General features: G+C 74.3%; 15 protein-coding genes. 11 read left to right on the top strand and 4 right to left on the bottom strand.

Features of this window, described 5'->3' with window-relative positions:
• The first annotated feature begins 589 nt into the window (after positions 1 to 589).
• Positions 590 to 1423 carry a nucleoside-diphosphate kinase gene (locus ACIQIB_RS33400; RefSeq protein ID WP_400762623.1) on the top strand — a complete coding sequence of 278 codons (834 nt, stop codon included), beginning with the start codon at positions 590 to 592 and terminating at the stop codon, positions 1421 to 1423.
• A gap of 14 nt (positions 1424 to 1437) precedes the next feature.
• On the opposite strand, the gene trpD is transcribed toward ACIQIB_RS33400, so the two are convergent.
• The gene (gene trpD / locus ACIQIB_RS33395) at positions 1438 to 2490 is read right to left on the bottom strand and encodes an anthranilate phosphoribosyltransferase (RefSeq protein WP_400762621.1); all 1053 of its coding nucleotides are present in this window, start codon (positions 2488 to 2490) and stop codon (positions 1438 to 1440) included.
• A 120-nt stretch (positions 2491 to 2610) separates the two neighbouring features.
• Here trpD and ACIQIB_RS33390 point away from each other — a divergent pair, with 120 nt between their 5' ends.
• The 6 genes from ACIQIB_RS33390 to ACIQIB_RS33365 all read left to right on the top strand — a co-directional run bounded on the left by ACIQIB_RS33390 (position 2611) and on the right by ACIQIB_RS33365 (position 8773).
• On the top strand, positions 2611 to 3534 hold the full coding sequence (locus tag ACIQIB_RS33390) for an NAD(P)H-hydrate dehydratase (protein WP_400762619.1): 924 nt from the start codon (positions 2611 to 2613) through the stop codon (positions 3532 to 3534).
• A 78-nt stretch (positions 3535 to 3612) separates the two neighbouring features.
• Positions 3613 to 4740, top strand: a complete 1128-nt coding sequence (locus ACIQIB_RS33385; protein WP_400762617.1) for a hypothetical protein — start codon at positions 3613 to 3615, stop codon at positions 4738 to 4740.
• A complete protein-coding gene (locus ACIQIB_RS33380) occupies positions 4740 to 6287 on the top strand; it encodes an AMP-binding protein (protein WP_400762615.1) in 1548 nt (515 codons plus the stop codon). Before ACIQIB_RS33385 ends, ACIQIB_RS33380 begins: the two co-directional genes overlap by 1 nt.
• The gene (locus ACIQIB_RS33375) at positions 6274 to 6918 is read left to right on the top strand and encodes a hypothetical protein (RefSeq protein ID WP_400762613.1); all 645 of its coding nucleotides are present in this window, start codon (positions 6274 to 6276) and stop codon (positions 6916 to 6918) included. Before ACIQIB_RS33380 ends, ACIQIB_RS33375 begins: the two co-directional genes overlap by 14 nt.
• Complete coding sequence (locus ACIQIB_RS33370) at positions 6915 to 7832, top strand: NAD-dependent epimerase/dehydratase family protein (RefSeq protein ID WP_400762611.1); 918 nt, start codon at positions 6915 to 6917, stop codon at positions 7830 to 7832. The genes ACIQIB_RS33375 and ACIQIB_RS33370 overlap by 4 nt, the downstream gene beginning before the upstream one ends.
• Positions 7829 to 8773 (top strand): aldo/keto reductase, encoded by a 945-nt coding sequence (locus ACIQIB_RS33365; protein ID WP_400762609.1) that lies wholly within the window; start codon positions 7829 to 7831, stop codon positions 8771 to 8773. Before ACIQIB_RS33370 ends, ACIQIB_RS33365 begins: the two co-directional genes overlap by 4 nt.
• Here ACIQIB_RS33365 and ACIQIB_RS33360 read toward each other — a convergent pair.
• On the bottom strand, positions 8752 to 9864 hold the full coding sequence (locus ACIQIB_RS33360) for a hypothetical protein (RefSeq protein ID WP_400762607.1): 1113 nt from the start codon (positions 9862 to 9864) through the stop codon (positions 8752 to 8754). The genes ACIQIB_RS33365 and ACIQIB_RS33360 overlap by 22 nt on opposite strands.
• Before the next feature lie 68 nt (positions 9865 to 9932).
• Here ACIQIB_RS33360 and ACIQIB_RS33355 point away from each other — a divergent pair, with 68 nt between their 5' ends.
• Complete coding sequence (locus ACIQIB_RS33355; protein WP_400762605.1) at positions 9933 to 10649, top strand: PIG-L deacetylase family protein; 717 nt, start codon at positions 9933 to 9935, stop codon at positions 10647 to 10649.
• On the opposite strand, the gene ACIQIB_RS33350 is transcribed toward ACIQIB_RS33355, so the two are convergent.
• Positions 10597 to 11079, bottom strand: coding sequence for an NUDIX hydrolase (locus ACIQIB_RS33350; RefSeq protein WP_400762603.1), 483 nt, complete (start codon positions 11077 to 11079; stop codon positions 10597 to 10599). The genes ACIQIB_RS33355 and ACIQIB_RS33350 overlap by 53 nt on opposite strands.
• 170 nt (positions 11080 to 11249) lie before the next feature.
• On the opposite strand from ACIQIB_RS33350, the gene ACIQIB_RS33345 reads away from it, so the two are divergent.
• From ACIQIB_RS33345 to ACIQIB_RS33335, 3 genes are all read left to right on the top strand, one after another.
• Complete coding sequence (locus ACIQIB_RS33345) at positions 11250 to 12653, top strand: hypothetical protein (protein WP_400762601.1); 1404 nt, start codon at positions 11250 to 11252, stop codon at positions 12651 to 12653.
• Positions 12650 to 13174, top strand: a complete 525-nt coding sequence (locus ACIQIB_RS33340; RefSeq protein ID WP_400762599.1) for a GNAT family N-acetyltransferase — start codon at positions 12650 to 12652, stop codon at positions 13172 to 13174. Before ACIQIB_RS33345 ends, ACIQIB_RS33340 begins: the two co-directional genes overlap by 4 nt.
• 94 nt (positions 13175 to 13268) lie before the next feature.
• A complete protein-coding gene (locus ACIQIB_RS33335) occupies positions 13269 to 13520 on the top strand; it encodes a hypothetical protein (protein ID WP_400762598.1) in 252 nt (83 codons plus the stop codon).
• 183 nt (positions 13521 to 13703) lie between these two features.
• Here ACIQIB_RS33335 and ACIQIB_RS33330 read toward each other — a convergent pair whose 3' ends face one another.
• Positions 13704 to 14282, bottom strand: coding sequence for an AAA family ATPase (locus ACIQIB_RS33330; RefSeq protein ID WP_400762596.1), 579 nt, complete (start codon positions 14280 to 14282; stop codon positions 13704 to 13706).
• Between the last annotated feature and the right edge of the window lie 17 nt (positions 14283 to 14299).

Below are 14299 nucleotides of genomic sequence, written 5' to 3'. Positions count from 1 at the left end.
CGGCGGCACCCGCAGTTCACGGTCACTTCGCCATTCAAGATTCCTCATCGCAGGTCAGAGCGACCGCATCAGGGACGACTCGGTGACACAGGACAGGCGGCCCGGAGTGGAGTGGTTGTGACCTGCAGGTTCTCGTGGTGTGCCGTGTGGCGATGACGCTGATGACGCTCTCGTACCCCATCTCACTGGAGAAGAGAGAAGGGAAGTAGGGGGCCGGAGACATGGCGCGCCCGAGCGTCATCAGCGTCCGCCGACCACCCGGCCGGGAGAAAACCCCACGTCAACGCGGCAGCCCGGCGAGCGCGGCAGCGTCACCCGCCAGCGTCAGCGTCGGCTTCTGCGTCATCGGGAGGCGTGCGGGAGCCCGGCAGTCGGCGGCTCCGGACTTGGCCTCTCGGCGGGCCGGATCCGGTTTCACGCGGATTCACGCAAACGATCCGGCGTTCACGGTCTTCACGCCCTTGCCCACTGGGGCCGACCCGCCGCCCGCGGTGTGCTGGTCGCGGAACACGTCCGCTGGAAGTGGGAGGGGATCGCGGTGGGGACATCCGTGAGGCCGGTGGCGGCCACGGGCCAGGGGTGGGCGGACATGCCCACCCCTGACCTTGAGCGGCTGACGCGGGATGCGGAGAAGCGCCGGCAGTACGCCGTCGATCCGCTGGTGCGGGAGGGCTGGGCGACGCTCGCCGGGGTGCTCGGGACCGGCGAGGCGCAGCGGTTCGCTGGGGAGACGGCACTGCTGTGGCTGCGGCCGGACGTTGTGGCGGCCGGTACCGCGGTGGACGTCCTCGCGAGGGTGGAGGCGGCGGGGTTCACGCCGGTCGGCGCGAGTGTGGTTCAGCTGGAGCGGGCCGGGGTGCGGGCGCTGTGGTGGTGGCAGCTGCGGCGTGCGACCGCGGAGCGGCTGCTGCTCCTGGACGCGGTGGTGGGGCTGGGGCCGGGGCTGCTGGTGTTGTACCGGCACCGGGACGGTGATGCCGCGCGGCGCCTGACCCGCTTGAAGGGCGGCAACGCGCCCGGACGGCGCGAGGCCGACTCGCTGCGCGAGGTGGCGGGGAGCCCCAACCGGCTTCTGACGATGGTGCACACCAGCGACGATCCGCTGGATGTCGTACGGGAGTTGGCGGTGTTCCTGCCCTGGCGGGAGCGGGCCGCGCTGGTGGCGTCCTCCCACGTGTCCGGCCCGGACGGGTCGGGCCCGGCCGTGGAGGCTGCGCTGGCCGCGGTGGTGGCTGCCTACCCGGAGCCGTCGTCCGGCCGAGCCGCGCTGGGCGCCGCCGGGGGCCGGGTGCCGAGCAGGCGGGGGGAGGCGTTCGCGGAGCTGCTGCGCGACATCGCCGCTGCGGGCATGGGGCCGCGGTGGGAGGCGGTCTCGCGCTGGTCGCGGCTGGTCCCGCTGCTGACCGGCGGGCCACGGCGGTGACCGCGGTGAGGGGGTCAGTGCGGCGCGGCCAGCTCGGCGGCGAGCTTGGTCCAGCGGGAGAGGAGGTCGGCGGCGGCTCCGCTGTCGATGGCGGTGCGGGCCCGGTCCAGGCCGTCGGCGAAGGCGTCCTCGAGTGCGGCGGTGGCGTTGTGGGCGGCGAGGGCTCCGGCGGAGTTGGCGAGGACGGCGTCGCGGGCGGCCCCCGGGGCGCCGGAGAGCACGGTGTGGACGGCGTCGGCGTTGTAGGCGGCGTCCCCGCCGCGCAGTGCGTCCGGGCCGGGACGCTCCAGGCCGAAGCGGGCAGTGTCGAACGTGGACTTGCGCACGCCGGTCTCATCGGCGCTCCACACGTCGGTGACGTCGGCGGTGGTGATCTCGTCCAGGCCGTCGTGGCCGCGGACGACCAGGGCCCGGGTGCCGCGGCCTGCGAGCACGGCAGCCAGGACGGGGGCAAGCTGGAGGTTGGAGCAGCCGACCAGGGCGGCCCCGGGGCGGGCCGGGTTCGTCAGCGGCGCGATGTAGTTGACGGCGGTGGGCACGCCCAGGATGCGGCGCACGGGGGAGGCGTGGCGCAGGCCCCGGTGGAAGGCCGGGGCGAAGGTGAAGCCGATGCCGACCTCGGTGACGCAGCGGGCGACCTGCTCGGGGCCGAGGGTGAGGGGTACGCCGAGCTGCTCCAGGACGTCGGCGGAGCCGCTCTTGCTGGAGACGGAGCGGCCGCCGTTCTTGACCACCGGCACGCCGGCGGCGGCGGTGACGATCGCGGCCATGGTGGAGATGTTGACGGTGTGCGCGCCGTCGCCGCCGGTGCCGACGATGTCGAGCATGCCGGTGCCGTCGACGGGCAGGGGCACGACGCGTTCCATGAGGGCGTCGAGCAGGCCGCTGAGCTCGGCGGGGCTCTCGCCCTTGGCGCGCAGGGCGACGAGGAACCCGGCGAGGGCGACGGGCTCGTGGTCGTCGTCCATGACCGCGCGCATCGCCCACCTGGTGTCGTCCGCCGTCAGGTCCTCGCCGCGCAGCAGGGTGGCGAGCAGGTGCGGCCAGGTACGGGTGGAAGCGGTCACGAAGGTCCCCTCGAAGCGGCCCGGCGCCTGGAGCCGGCGCGGGTGTCACCTCCGAGCCTAGCGACTGACGAATCGTCATACCGCCAAGTTCGCGGCGGCGAGGACAAGGATGTCGTACGCGTGGACGCCCTCGCTGCCCGGGAGTTGGCGCTTCGGGCCGCCGCGGTGGCCAGCGGGGGAGTCAAGGGCGACGGCGGACTGGTGCTGGTGATCGGCGGCTCGCGCGAGTACCCCGCGCCGCCGTACGTGGCGGCGCTGGCGGCCCGCCGGGCCGGGGCCCACGGGGTACGCCTCGCCGCGCCGCCCTCCCCGGCGGTGCAGCAGGTGGCGCTGGAAGCGCACCTGGTCGCGGGGCTGGGGCCCGAGCTGGATCCGGCAGCCGTCGACGCGGTGGCCGAGGTGTCGCGGCGGATGGCTCAGGGCCTCGCGCAGTCGGGGGCGCGGGGCCGGGTGGTGTGGCTGGTCGGTCCGGGGCTGGGCGGCAGCCCGCTGGCCGGGAAGGTGCTCGACGCCCTGGAAGAGGCCCGGGAGCGCGATCGGGGCGCGGCACTGGTGGTCGACGGCTCGCTGGGCGGCGGCCCGCGCGCCCGGCAGCGCCTTCGGCGCCTGGGCGCCGACCTGGTGCTGCTCAACCACACCGAGGCCCACGCCCTCCTCACCGCCCCCGGCCTACCGGCCCGCCCGGTCCGGGGCGAGCCGGCCGACCGGGCGGCGCTGGCCGACGCCGCCCGGGAGACCGGCGCGGTGCTGGTGGCCAAGGGCGAGGCGGACCGGATCACGGACGGCGTCCAGACCCGCCTGGTGGCCGCCGGACACCCGGGCCTGGCCCGGCACGGGACCGGGGACGTGCTCGCCGGGGTCGCCGCCGCGCTGCTCGCCCAGACGCTGCCACCCCCCGACGCGGCGGCGCTGGCCTGCCACCTGGTCGGCACCGCCGGCGAGGTGCTGGCCCGGACGACGGGGCCGGGCTGGCTGACCGTCGACCTCCTGGACACGCTCGCCCCCGCGCTGCGCGACCTCATCGCCGACCCCGGCCCGCACTGACCCGCACCCCTGCTGCTTCCGCCGCCGCCGGCGGCGCCTTCGTCCTGCGCCCGACCCGACCTGTTTGGAGAGATCGCGATGACCCTTGTCCACGACCAGCCCGCCCTCGTGGCGGTGGGGCAGCTGAGCCGCACGGCCGGCGAGCACCGGGAGTTCGGGGAGCAGCACGGCACGCTGCACCCCGCGGTGTGGCAGGCGCTGACCGCGTCGGCGCTGCCCCGGGCCGCGGTGCCCGCCGACTGCGGCGGCCTGCAGTGGGACGCGCCGCAGATCCTCGCCGCGGTGCGCGAGGTCGCCCTCGCGGACCCCGCCGCCGGATGGGTAGCGGCGATTCACGGCCCGGCCGGGGCGTTCCTGTCGCGCCTGCCGGTGCAGGTGGCCCGCGACCTGGCCGGCGACGCCCCGGTGGTCGCCGGCTCCTCGGTGCCGGTCGGTCTGGCCGAGCGGGAGGGCGAGGGGGTGCGGCTGCGGGGGCGCTGGCCGCTGGTCACCGGCGCCCCGGCGATGACCCTGGCCGCCCTCGCCGCCCCCGCCGACCACAACGGGGCGCCGGGCACCCGCTGGTGGCTCGTCCCGCGCGGCCAGCTGACCGTCGAGGAGGACTGGGACGCGCTCGGACTGCGGGGAAGCGCCTCCTACACCGTGGCCTGCGACACCCTGGTCCCAGGCGCGCACAGCATCAGCCTGACCGAACCGCCGCTGGTGGAGGGGGCGTTGTACCGCTACCCCCTCTACGGGCTGCTGGCCGGCTGCATCGCCGAGGTCGCCCGCGCGAGCGGCGAGCGGGCCCTGGCCGCGTTCGCCACCCTCGCCTCGACCACCGCCAGCCGCTACGGCAGCGGACCGATGGCCCACCAGCCCGCCATTCAGGCGGCCTTCGACCAGGCGGACGGCCGCATCCGCGCCGCGGCCGGCCTGCTGGACGCCGCGACCGCTTCCGCGTGGAGCAGCGCACTGCGCGGCCAGGTCAGCCCCGGACAGCGGGCTCTGCTGCGCACCGCCTGCTGCCAGATGGCCGAGGCCGCCGAGGCCGCGTGCCGCACCCTGTTCGACGCCGCCGGGGCCGCCGCGATCCACCGCGCCGCAGGCATGGAGGGCTGCTGGCGCGACGCGATGACGATCTCCCGGCACGCCCTGGTCGCCGCCCGCGGCCGCCAGCTCGCCGGCGCCCACCACCTGACCGCGACCACCGCCGGGGAACTGTGATGGACGACCGCATCCTGCCGCGCTTCCTCGCCCACCCCGGCAGGAGGCCGGCCGCCGTCGCCCTGGACGGCGCCGTCTTGACCTTCGACGAGGTGCTGGGCCGGGCGTTGGCCCTGGCCCGGCAGCTGCGGGCCACCACCGAGGTGACGGGGCGCGTCGTGCTGCTGCGCACCGGCCCGGGCGCACTGTTCAGCGTCGCCGACCTGGCCGTGCTCCTGGCCGGCGGCGTGCCCGCAGTCCTGCCGGACCTGACCCACGACCAACTCGCCGCGCTGTGGCCGGTGGTGGAACCCGCCGCGGTCCTCGACACCGTCGGCGACCGGGCGCTCGCCGACATCGCCGGCCGCGCCCGGACGCCGGTGCACACCGTAAACGAGCACAGCACCCGGCCTGGCGGCACCCCCGCGCAGTGGCGCACGGTGGCCCGCCGCATGGCCGGGCGCCGACTGGAGCAGACCGCGGCGATCGTCTTCACCTCCGGCACCACCGGCGTGCCGCGCGCCGTGGCCCTGACCGAAGCGGCGCTGGTGCGCGGCACCGACACCTGGACCGGCCTGTGGAGGGGCCGCCCGGCGCGGACCCTTTCCTACCTGCCCGTCTCGCACGTCGCCCAGCGGATCATGGGCCACACCCTGATGTGCCTGTACGGGACCACCCTCGTCTCCTCCACGCCGGAGCGCCTCGAAGAGGACCTGGTCCGGCACCGGGCGGACACCCTGCTCGGCGTCCCCCACATCTGGGCCCGCCTGGCCGCTGCCTGTGAGCAGCCGGGCAACGACGGCCAGCGGCTGCGTCAGACCCTTGCCGGGGTGCGCACCGCCGTCAACGGCGCCGCCGCCCTCGACCCCGTGGTCGCCGGCGCCCTCCACCGGCACGCGGGGCTGCGGATCAGCGGCGCCTACGGTGCGACTGAGTCCACCGTGCCCGCCTTCCACCAGGACGACGCCGCCACTCCCGGGCTCGGTCGGCCCGTCGGCGTGGAGCACCGGGTTGACGACGACGGGCAACTCCTCCTGCGTGGACCGTACGTGGCCGCCGGGTACGTCGAGCAGTGGCCGCACCTGATCCCGGTCAGCGGCCCCGACGGCTGGCTGCACACCGGTGACCGGGCGAGCCGCGACGAGAGCGCGGCGGGCGGGCTGCGGCTGAGCGGCCGGATCGGGTCGGCGTTCAAGACCGGGTCGGGCGTGATGATCCACCCCGAGCCCATCGAGGCCCACCTGCTCACCCACCCCCGGGTCGACGCCGCGTGCCTGCTGGGCCCCGGTCTGCCCCGCGCCGTCGCCCTGGTCTCAGCCCCCTCCACCGCCGACTGGCTCCCTGTCGAAGTCGCCGCCCTGGAGGGCGACCTTCACCGCGGCGTCGAGCAGGCCCGGCGCAGCGGCGCCCTGCCCTACTGCGACCTCGCCACCGTGCACGTCCTGCCCGACCGGTGGCCCGAGGAACTCCTGGTCACCTCAACCGGCAAGCCCCGCCGCGACCTGATCGCCGTCCGCTACAGCAACCTGCTGCCCACCACCCAGGAGCCCGCCCGTGCCCTCGCCTGACCGCCCCCACCGCATCCTGCTCGTCGACATGGGCGGGGTGTTCTTCTCCTACTCCTTCAAGGACGCCATCAACGCGTGGGCGGCCGCGGCCGGGCAGGACCCAGAGCAGCTCCGGCAGCGCTGGATGATCGACGCGCCGTTCGACGCGTTCGAGCGCGGCGAGATCAAGCCCGCCGCCTACCTGGAGCACCTGCGCCACCTCCTGGCCGTCGACCTCAGCGACGAGCAACTGGTGCGGGGCTGGAACTCGATCTACGGCAGCGTCGACCAGGACTTGCTCGCCCTGCTCGCCGATCCGGCCGTGCGCTCGCGCTTTGGCGCCGTGGTCGGCGTCTCCAATACGAACGTGCTGCACGCCGTCTTCTGGCGCTGGCTGTTCCGCGAGTACCTGCCGGTGCTGGACACGGTGCACTGCTCGCACGAGATCGGCGCCACCAAGCCCAGCGCCGAGTTCTTCGATCACGTCGCCACCGCCCACAGGGCCGGCCGCGAGGATCTCGTCCTCGTCGACGACATCGCCTCGGTCACCACCGACGCGGCCGCCCTCGGCCTGCGCACCCACACCTACCAGGGCGCCGCTGCTCTGGCCGCCTACCTCGACACCCTCACCCCCGCCAAGGACATCTCGTGACCAACGTGCTCGTTACCGGAGCGGCTGGCTTCATCGGCTCCGCCCTCACCACCGCGCTGCGCACCGCCGGCCACACCGTCACCGCCCTGGACGACCTGTCCGTCCGCTCTCCCCGGCCCCGCCCCGACCAGCTCATCGAGCGCGACGTCCGCACCCTGACCCCCGGCGAGCTGGACGGCTTCCACACCGTCGTCCACCTGGCCGCGCACAAGTCCGTCCCGGCTTCGTTCGAGGTCGGCGGCTTCGAGCACAACACGTCGGTCGACCGGCACATGCTCCACGCCTTCGCCGCCTCCGGCGCCGGCCGCCTCCTCCTCGCATCGAGCTGCGAGGTCTACGGCGACCAGAGCGGGCCGCTCGCCGAGAGCGCCCCGCACCAGCCCCGCTCCCCGTACGCGGCGGGCAAGAGCGCCACCGAGCACCTCGCCGACATCTATCGCCCCCGGCTCGGCCTCGGCCGGCAGATCGGCGTGGTCCGCTTCTTCAACACCTTCGGCCCCTGGGAAGACCCCGACGCGGTCGTCCCGGCTTTCATCGACGCGGCCCTCGCCGACCGGCCGCTCACGATCGAGGGCAACGGCATGCAGGCCCGCGACCTCACCTACATCGACGCCACCACCGCCATGCTCGGCCGCATCCTGGACGCCGACCGGCTGCTGCCCGTCGTCAACGTCGGCTCCGGGCGGGCCACCACCGTCCTCGACCTGGCCCACGCCGTCATCCGCGCTACAGGCCGCGGCACCATCACCCACGCCCAGCCCCGACCCAACGAGATCACCAGCTTCACCGCCGACATGAGCCTGTTCACCGCCACCTACGGGCCCCTGCCGCCGGCCCGGCCGCTCGAGCAGGTCCTCGCCGAGACCGCCCACGTCCGCGGCCTCTCCTGGATCCCCGCCGGAACCGGCCGGTGACCCTCACCCCCACCAGCGCCGCCACACTGCCGGGCGTGGCGGCGCTGGGCACCTTCGAGGTCGGTACCACCGCTATCCCCGACGACCAGGCCTGCGGTCTCCTCGACGCCTACCAGGAGCTCGGCGGCCGGATCATCGACACCGCCCCCACCTACGGCCCCACCGACCGCGGCTTCCGGGCCGAACCGCTCATCGGCACCTGGCTGCGCACGGCCGGCCCCGGCATGCGGGTGATCACCAAGACCGGGCTCGACCCCGCCCGCCCCGACCGGGGCGACCTGCGGCCCGAGAAGATCCTCGCCTCCGCCCGCCGCAGCACCGACCGCCTCGGCCAGGCCAGCATCCTGCTGCTGCACCGGGACAACCCGGCTGTTCGCGTGGCCGAGATCGCGGACGCCGCCGACCGGGCTGTGCGCGAAGGCCTCGCCGTGCAGGTCGGTGCCTCCAACTGGACCACCGCCCGCCTGAGTACGTGGGCCGCCTACGCGGCCGCGGCCCGCCTCGCCGCGCCGACGGTCACCGCCCCGCTGTGGAGCCTCATCCCCCGGGCCGTGCCGCCCGCCGAGCCCTGGCTCGTCGAAGCCGACCCCGGGCACCTGGCCATGGCCGCCCGGTACGGCATGACCGTCATCCCATACCGCACCCTCGCGGCCGGCTACCTGGCCGCCCGTCACAGCGGCCGCCATGCCGACCATCACGCCGGCACCTACGACACCGCTGCCGGGCGCGAGCGCCGCGACCGGCTCCACCAGGCGGCGGCCGCCTTGCGGATGACCCCGCACGGCCTGGCCCTGGCTTACCTGCGCGCCCACCGCCCGGCCCCGGTGATCCCCGTCATCGGCCCCCGCACCCTCCAGCAGCTGGGCGAGAGCATGGCGGGCGCCGCGCAGGCCGGCCGGGTCACCCGCGAGCTCGCCGCCTACCTCGAAGGCCGCCCGTGACCGGCGCCGGCCCCACCGGGTGCCTCGGCGTCCAGCAGCCGCGCGAACCGCTGCGGCATCAGGCCCCGGCTGTTCGTCGGGTACTCGAACAGCCACGTCGCCCGGCGGCAGAAGTCCCGCAGGTCGTGCCCGAGCTCGTCCAGCACCCCCGTCACCGTGAGCGGCTCCCCGAAGCCGAACACCGCCGCCTCCCCGGCCGCCGGCCGCAGCTCCACCGACGCCACCTCAACCTCGGCGTCCAGACGCACCTGCCAGCGGCTGCCCCGGCCCGACACCTCCCACCTGGCCGGGACGGCGTCGGGCTTCTCGCACACCGCCAGGCCCTTGAAGACGAGCCGGTCCAGCCAGCCCGCCACCAGGTCCGCGACCGCTTCCCGGCGGTGCCGGGCATCCAGGGCGCGCGGCCGCAGCTCGCGCTTGACCTTCGCGGGCACCCCGGCCGCGAGCACCCCGGCGGGCAGCGACTCCGTCACCGTGGCGCTCGCCGCGACGATAGTGCCCTCTCCCACCCGTACCCCGGGCAGCACCACCGCCCGGAAGCCCAGCCACACGCCGGCGCCCAGCTCGACGCCCGCGAACGCCGCGCCGTGACCGTCCCGGACCGGATGACCGGCGTGGTAGCCGTGGGTGAAGACGGCGACCTCGGCGCTGATCCCCACCCGGTGACCGATCAGCACCGGCTCGGTGCAGTTCAGCGTCACGTCCGGCGCGATCTGGCAGCCGTCACCGATCCGTACGATCGAGCGCTCCTCCATCGTCGCGCCCGCACCGATCCGAAGCCGCTGCCCCAGGTAGGTGCCCCGGCCGATCGTCAGCTCCCGGCACACCGCATCCGAGCCCGTATCGACCACCGAGCCCGGACCCAGGCGTGCCAGGTCCGCGACCAGCCACCGGGCACCGGCCCCTACCTGCGCGCCCGCGCCGCACTCCAGGCGGGCCGAGCGCAGGTCGCAGCCCGGCCCCACCACCGCCCCGTCCGCCAGCACCAGCTCGTCGGCCACGATCACCGTGCCCTCCCCGATCCGCACCCCCTCCCCGATCCGCACCCGCCCGACCCGCAGCTCGACTCCCGCAAACTCCGCGATCCGCACAGGGTCCTCCCCTTCACCACCGGGCCCTTGGGCCCGAACCGACCCGACACCCTTTGATGAGGAGCGCCGTGACAACCTCCCGTACCGTGCTGGCCGTCGCCGCCCACGCCGACGACGAGACCCTCGGTGCCGGCGGCACCCTGGCCGAGCACGCCGCCGCCGGCGACCGGGTCCGCATCCTGGTCCTGAGCGCCAGCTCCACCAGCCGCCCCGGCGTCGACGACGACCCCGGCCACCGCGCTGCCTGCGTCCACCGGGCCGCCGCCCTCTACGGCGCCGAGGCCGAGATCGCCGGCTTCGACGACAACGCCTTCGACACCGTGCCCCGGCTGCAGATCACCCAGACCGTCGAGGCCGCGATCCGGCGCTGGCGGCCGTCGATCGTCTACACCCACAGCAGCGCCGACCTGTCCCTGGACCATCGCATCACCGGCGAGGCCGTCGCCGCCGCCACCCGGCCCCAGCCCGGCCACCCCGTGGCCACCGTCCTGGCCTGGGAGGTCCGTTCCGCCACCGAGTGGGGGCCCGGGCGGCCCTTCCGGCCCGCCTGGTTCCAGCCGCTCGCCCCCACCGCGCTGGCCGTCAAGGAGCAGGCGCTGGCGGTGTACGCCTCGGAGATGCGGCCCTGGCCGCACACCCGCTCGACGCAGGCGGCGCTCGCCGCGGCCCGCCTGCGCGGAGCCCAGATCGGGGTCCAAGCCGCCGAGGCATTCGAGGTCATCCGGCACACCGTCACGATGCCGGCCGGAACCACGCCCGCTCCCCATCTGCCAGGCCGAGCCTGACCGCGGTCAGGTTTCGCGGCCTCATCGGCGGCAGCGCCTCCGGAGCGAACCAGCCGACCTCCAACGACTCGTCGTCGGCGACCCGGGCCACCTGACCCGGATCCCGCGGCCGGCACACGAAGACCAGCTCCAGGTACTGGGCCCGGTGCCCGTTGGTGTGCACCACCTCGGGGGAGACCGTCACCCCGGCGAGGCGCTCCACCACCACCCGGATGCCGGTCTCCTCCTCCACCTCCCGCACCACGCCGTCGGCCGGCTCCTCACCCGGATCGAGGATGCCGCTCAAGACCGCCCAGTCCCCGGTGTCGGAGCGCCGGTGCAGCAGCACCCGCCCCTGCCCGTCGCGGACGACGGCGTGCACACCCGGCATCCAGAGCAGATGGGCAGGGCCGACCAGAGCTCGCAACGCGGCAACGTACTCAGGGATCACGAAAGCCACCGTAGAACGTGAGGAAGCGGAAGGACCGGCACCCGCCCAGCCCATCACCACTACCCGGCGCCCGGCAGCTCCCCGCGCCGTGAAGGACGTGAAGTGGGTACGGCAAGCGTGAAATCCCGTGAAACTCCCCACTCCGAACGATTGTGACCTACCGTCATGGCGTGGTGACTGATCTCGCCCCCTCCTCGGCGCCGCTCGTGCTCGCCGAAGCCCTGGACCACGCCAAGTGGTCGGCCCGCGAGCTGGTGAAGGCCATCAACCCGCGGCTGAACGCCATGGGCCACCCCCCGGTCGACCTCACCGCGGGCTACAAGTGGCTGCGCGGGCATCTGCCCCGCTCACCCGCCGTACGCGACGTCGCGGCAGTGGTCCTGACCGAGGCAACCGGCCGCCGCTACACCTCGGCGCAGCTGTGGGGCCTCGACCAGCCTGCCGTCGAGACCGCCGAGACCGAGGAGCTCCTCGGCCCCCTCCCCTTGGGGGATGTCCTGCGCACCGCCTCCGCGTGGACCAGCGGGTCCGTCGAACCGGCGCTGGTCCACTCGGATGCCGCCGAGTACCTCACCGCGGCCGTCTGGGACGCCACCCGGCAACCCCCGGCCCCACCCACCCCCGGCCACGGCGAAGGCGACTACGTCGCACCGGAGTTCGTCGACATGCTCTTCGAGCAGCTCGCCGCGTTGCGCCGCCTCGACGACCGCACCGGCGGCAGTCCCCTGAGCCAGCGCCAGGCCCGCATCGCCCTGCACGAGTCGCTGGTCCTCATCCACACCGGCCGCTACGACGCCGCCACCGGCAACCGCCTCCTCCGGCACGCCGCCAGCGCCTCCCAGCTCGCCGGCTGGATGAGCTTCGACGCGGGCCTCGACCCGGCCGGCCACCGCTACCAGCTCCTGGCCATCCGGATCGCGCGCGCCGCCGGCGACACGAACACCGTCTCCAACGCCCTCGGAATGCTCGCCTACCAGCACGCCGCCGGCGGAAACCCGCGGCTGGCCCTGCGCTTCGCGCACGCCGCGGTCGAGCACTCGGCGAAGGCCGTTCCCCTGGTCCAGGCACGGGCATGGGGGCGGCTCGCCACCGCCCAAGCCGCCGCCGGCGACCTCGACGCCTTCCGCCGGGCCACCGACCGATGTCGACAGCTGATCGGCCAGCGTCACAGCGACGACCCACCCTCCCTGTACTACTTCACCTCCCACCAGGTCGACGCCGAAGCGGGCCAAGCGCTCGTCGACCTTGCCGCCCACACCCGCGGACGCCGCTCCCTCCTGCTCACCGAAGCCGCCCAACTCCTCGGCCCCATCGCCGCCCAGGGAACGGCAACCGGATACCGCCGCTCCGGCCTCCTCCACGGAATCCACCTCGTCCGCGCCAGCATCGGGGCCCGGGACGCCGAGGCGACAGCCCACTGGATCACCGCCCTCGCCCCGACCCTCCCGCAAGTGCAGTCCATCCGGTGCCGCACCCTCCTCACCACCGTCCGCACAGCCGCCCGCCGCCAACTGCGCGCAGCCGGGCACGGGGATGCGCTGGACGCCCTCCGCACGGCACTATCGACACCATGACGCTGCTCCAGGCCGCCCCCCAGTGGACGCTCACCGCCGTCCCGTACCGCGCAGCCGACGCCCGCACCCTCACTCGGGCCCTCCACCAGGAGCAGATGGCCACCTACGGCAGCGCCGACGACCCCGAGGCCACCGACAGCGCGGAATTCGACGCCCCCAACGGCCAGTTCCTCCTCGCCCGCCTCGGAGACGGACCGGCCCTGGCCTGCGGGGGCTGGCGCGCCCTCAGCCCCTCGACAGCCGAGATCAAGCGGATGTACGTGGCCCCCGCCGCCCGCGGTCAAGGGCTAGGCCGCCGGATCCTCGCCGCTCTCGAACAAGATCTACTCGGCCGCGGCCACACCGAGGTCCTGCTGGAGACCGGCGTCCACAACACCGCCGCCCTCGCCCTGTACACCGCATGCGGCTACGAGCCGGTCCGCTCTTACGTCCCCGGCCGCAACCCCGACATCAACCGGGCGCTGAAGAAGGCCGTCCTGCAACTGGTGGCGCCGCACCGGCTCACCGGCCTGCCTACGTAGTCCCGGCCCGCATCGCATTCGTCCGGCGGGCCGAGGTAGACGATCACCGGCCAGGGGCCGACGCTGCAGATCTTTGCTCTGTCAGGATGGCCGCATGAAGTGGAACGTCGAGGTGGACATCCCCGGGATCGGCCCGCGCATGCTGACCGTCGATCAGCCCAGTGCGTCCGACGCCCTCGAACACACCAAGTCACGCGTCAACGACATGTTCCTGCAACTGCCCTCCGGGATCACCAGCTACAGCTACACCGTCGCGGTGTTCGAACCGGGGCACCGCACGGGAGATGCGTCACTCTGCGCTGAGCGCATCACCCTGGTGACGGCGATCGAGCCTGCTCCGGCCTGACGAACATCGTGGCGGCGCCAGCACCGCCACGCCAGCCAGGAACCAAGGAGGTCCCGCCGACGGGGGATGCGGCGGGACCTCATACCTGACGCTACGCCGCAGGCCACCCTGGGGTCCACCAATTCCGCGCGTTGGCCAGCTCGAAGGCTGTCCTGTCAGGCTGAGGGCAGTCCAGTGGGATCCTCAGCTTGCGCCTTCTTCGCGCTCCGGCCGCAACAGAAAACTCTGGATCTCCGTCATTCCGGGCGTGTAGCCGTCGGAGGTGTCCACCAGCAGGTTCGGGGCGTCCAGGCTGATGGGGACGAACTGGTCGGGGTCGTAGAGGCCGGCCTTCATGTCGGCGAGCAGGGCCTTGTCACCATGGGCGGCCCTGTGGCTATCGCGGTGGGCGCGGTCAGTGATGCGCTGCGCGATGGTTGACGTGGGGGTGGTGCACCGGATGATCCGGAGGTCTGCGATCTTCATGAGCGGCTCCAGCCCGGGGCGCCAGAGACGGTCCTGGAAGGCGGCCTCGGCGACGACGGATGTCCCGGCCCGGAGGAGAACGGTGACCGTCGCGAAGAACGCCTCCAGAGCCGGGATGTTGAGGGGGTCGTCGCCGTCGGGGGCATGACCGGGATGGTTCATGACCATGCCCTGCTTGATCTCGTCACGCATGATCGCGGGGCAGCCCAGGTGCTGGGCGAGTTCCCGGGCGAGGGTGGTCTTGCCGGTCGCCGGCGGGCCGCTGACCACGGCCAGGAGCGGGGTTCGGACGGGCACGGGTGGACTCCGAGGGT

Origin of the sequence: Kitasatospora sp. NPDC092286, assembly GCF_044755565.1 — a bacterium.
Taxonomy (GTDB): Bacteria; Actinomycetota; Actinomycetes; order Streptomycetales; family Streptomycetaceae; genus Kitasatospora.
This window is presented reverse-complemented; position numbering and strand designations above follow the sequence as displayed.

Excerpts from the sequence above, each read along its gene's own strand:
- ACIQIB_RS33400 (WP_400762623.1), top strand. The coding sequence starts at position 590 with ATGCCCACCCCTGACCTTGAGCGGCTGACGCGGGATGCGGAGAAGCGC.
- ACIQIB_RS33385 (WP_400762617.1), top strand. The coding sequence starts at position 3,613 with ATGACCCTTGTCCACGACCAGCCCGCCCTCGTGGCGGTGGGGCAGCTG.
- ACIQIB_RS33380 (WP_400762615.1), top strand. The coding sequence starts at position 4,740 with ATGGACGACCGCATCCTGCCGCGCTTCCTCGCCCACCCCGGCAGGAGG.
- ACIQIB_RS33340 (WP_400762599.1), top strand. The coding sequence starts at position 12,650 with ATGACGCTGCTCCAGGCCGCCCCCCAGTGGACGCTCACCGCCGTCCCG.
- ACIQIB_RS33335 (WP_400762598.1), top strand. The coding sequence starts at position 13,269 with ATGAAGTGGAACGTCGAGGTGGACATCCCCGGGATCGGCCCGCGCATG.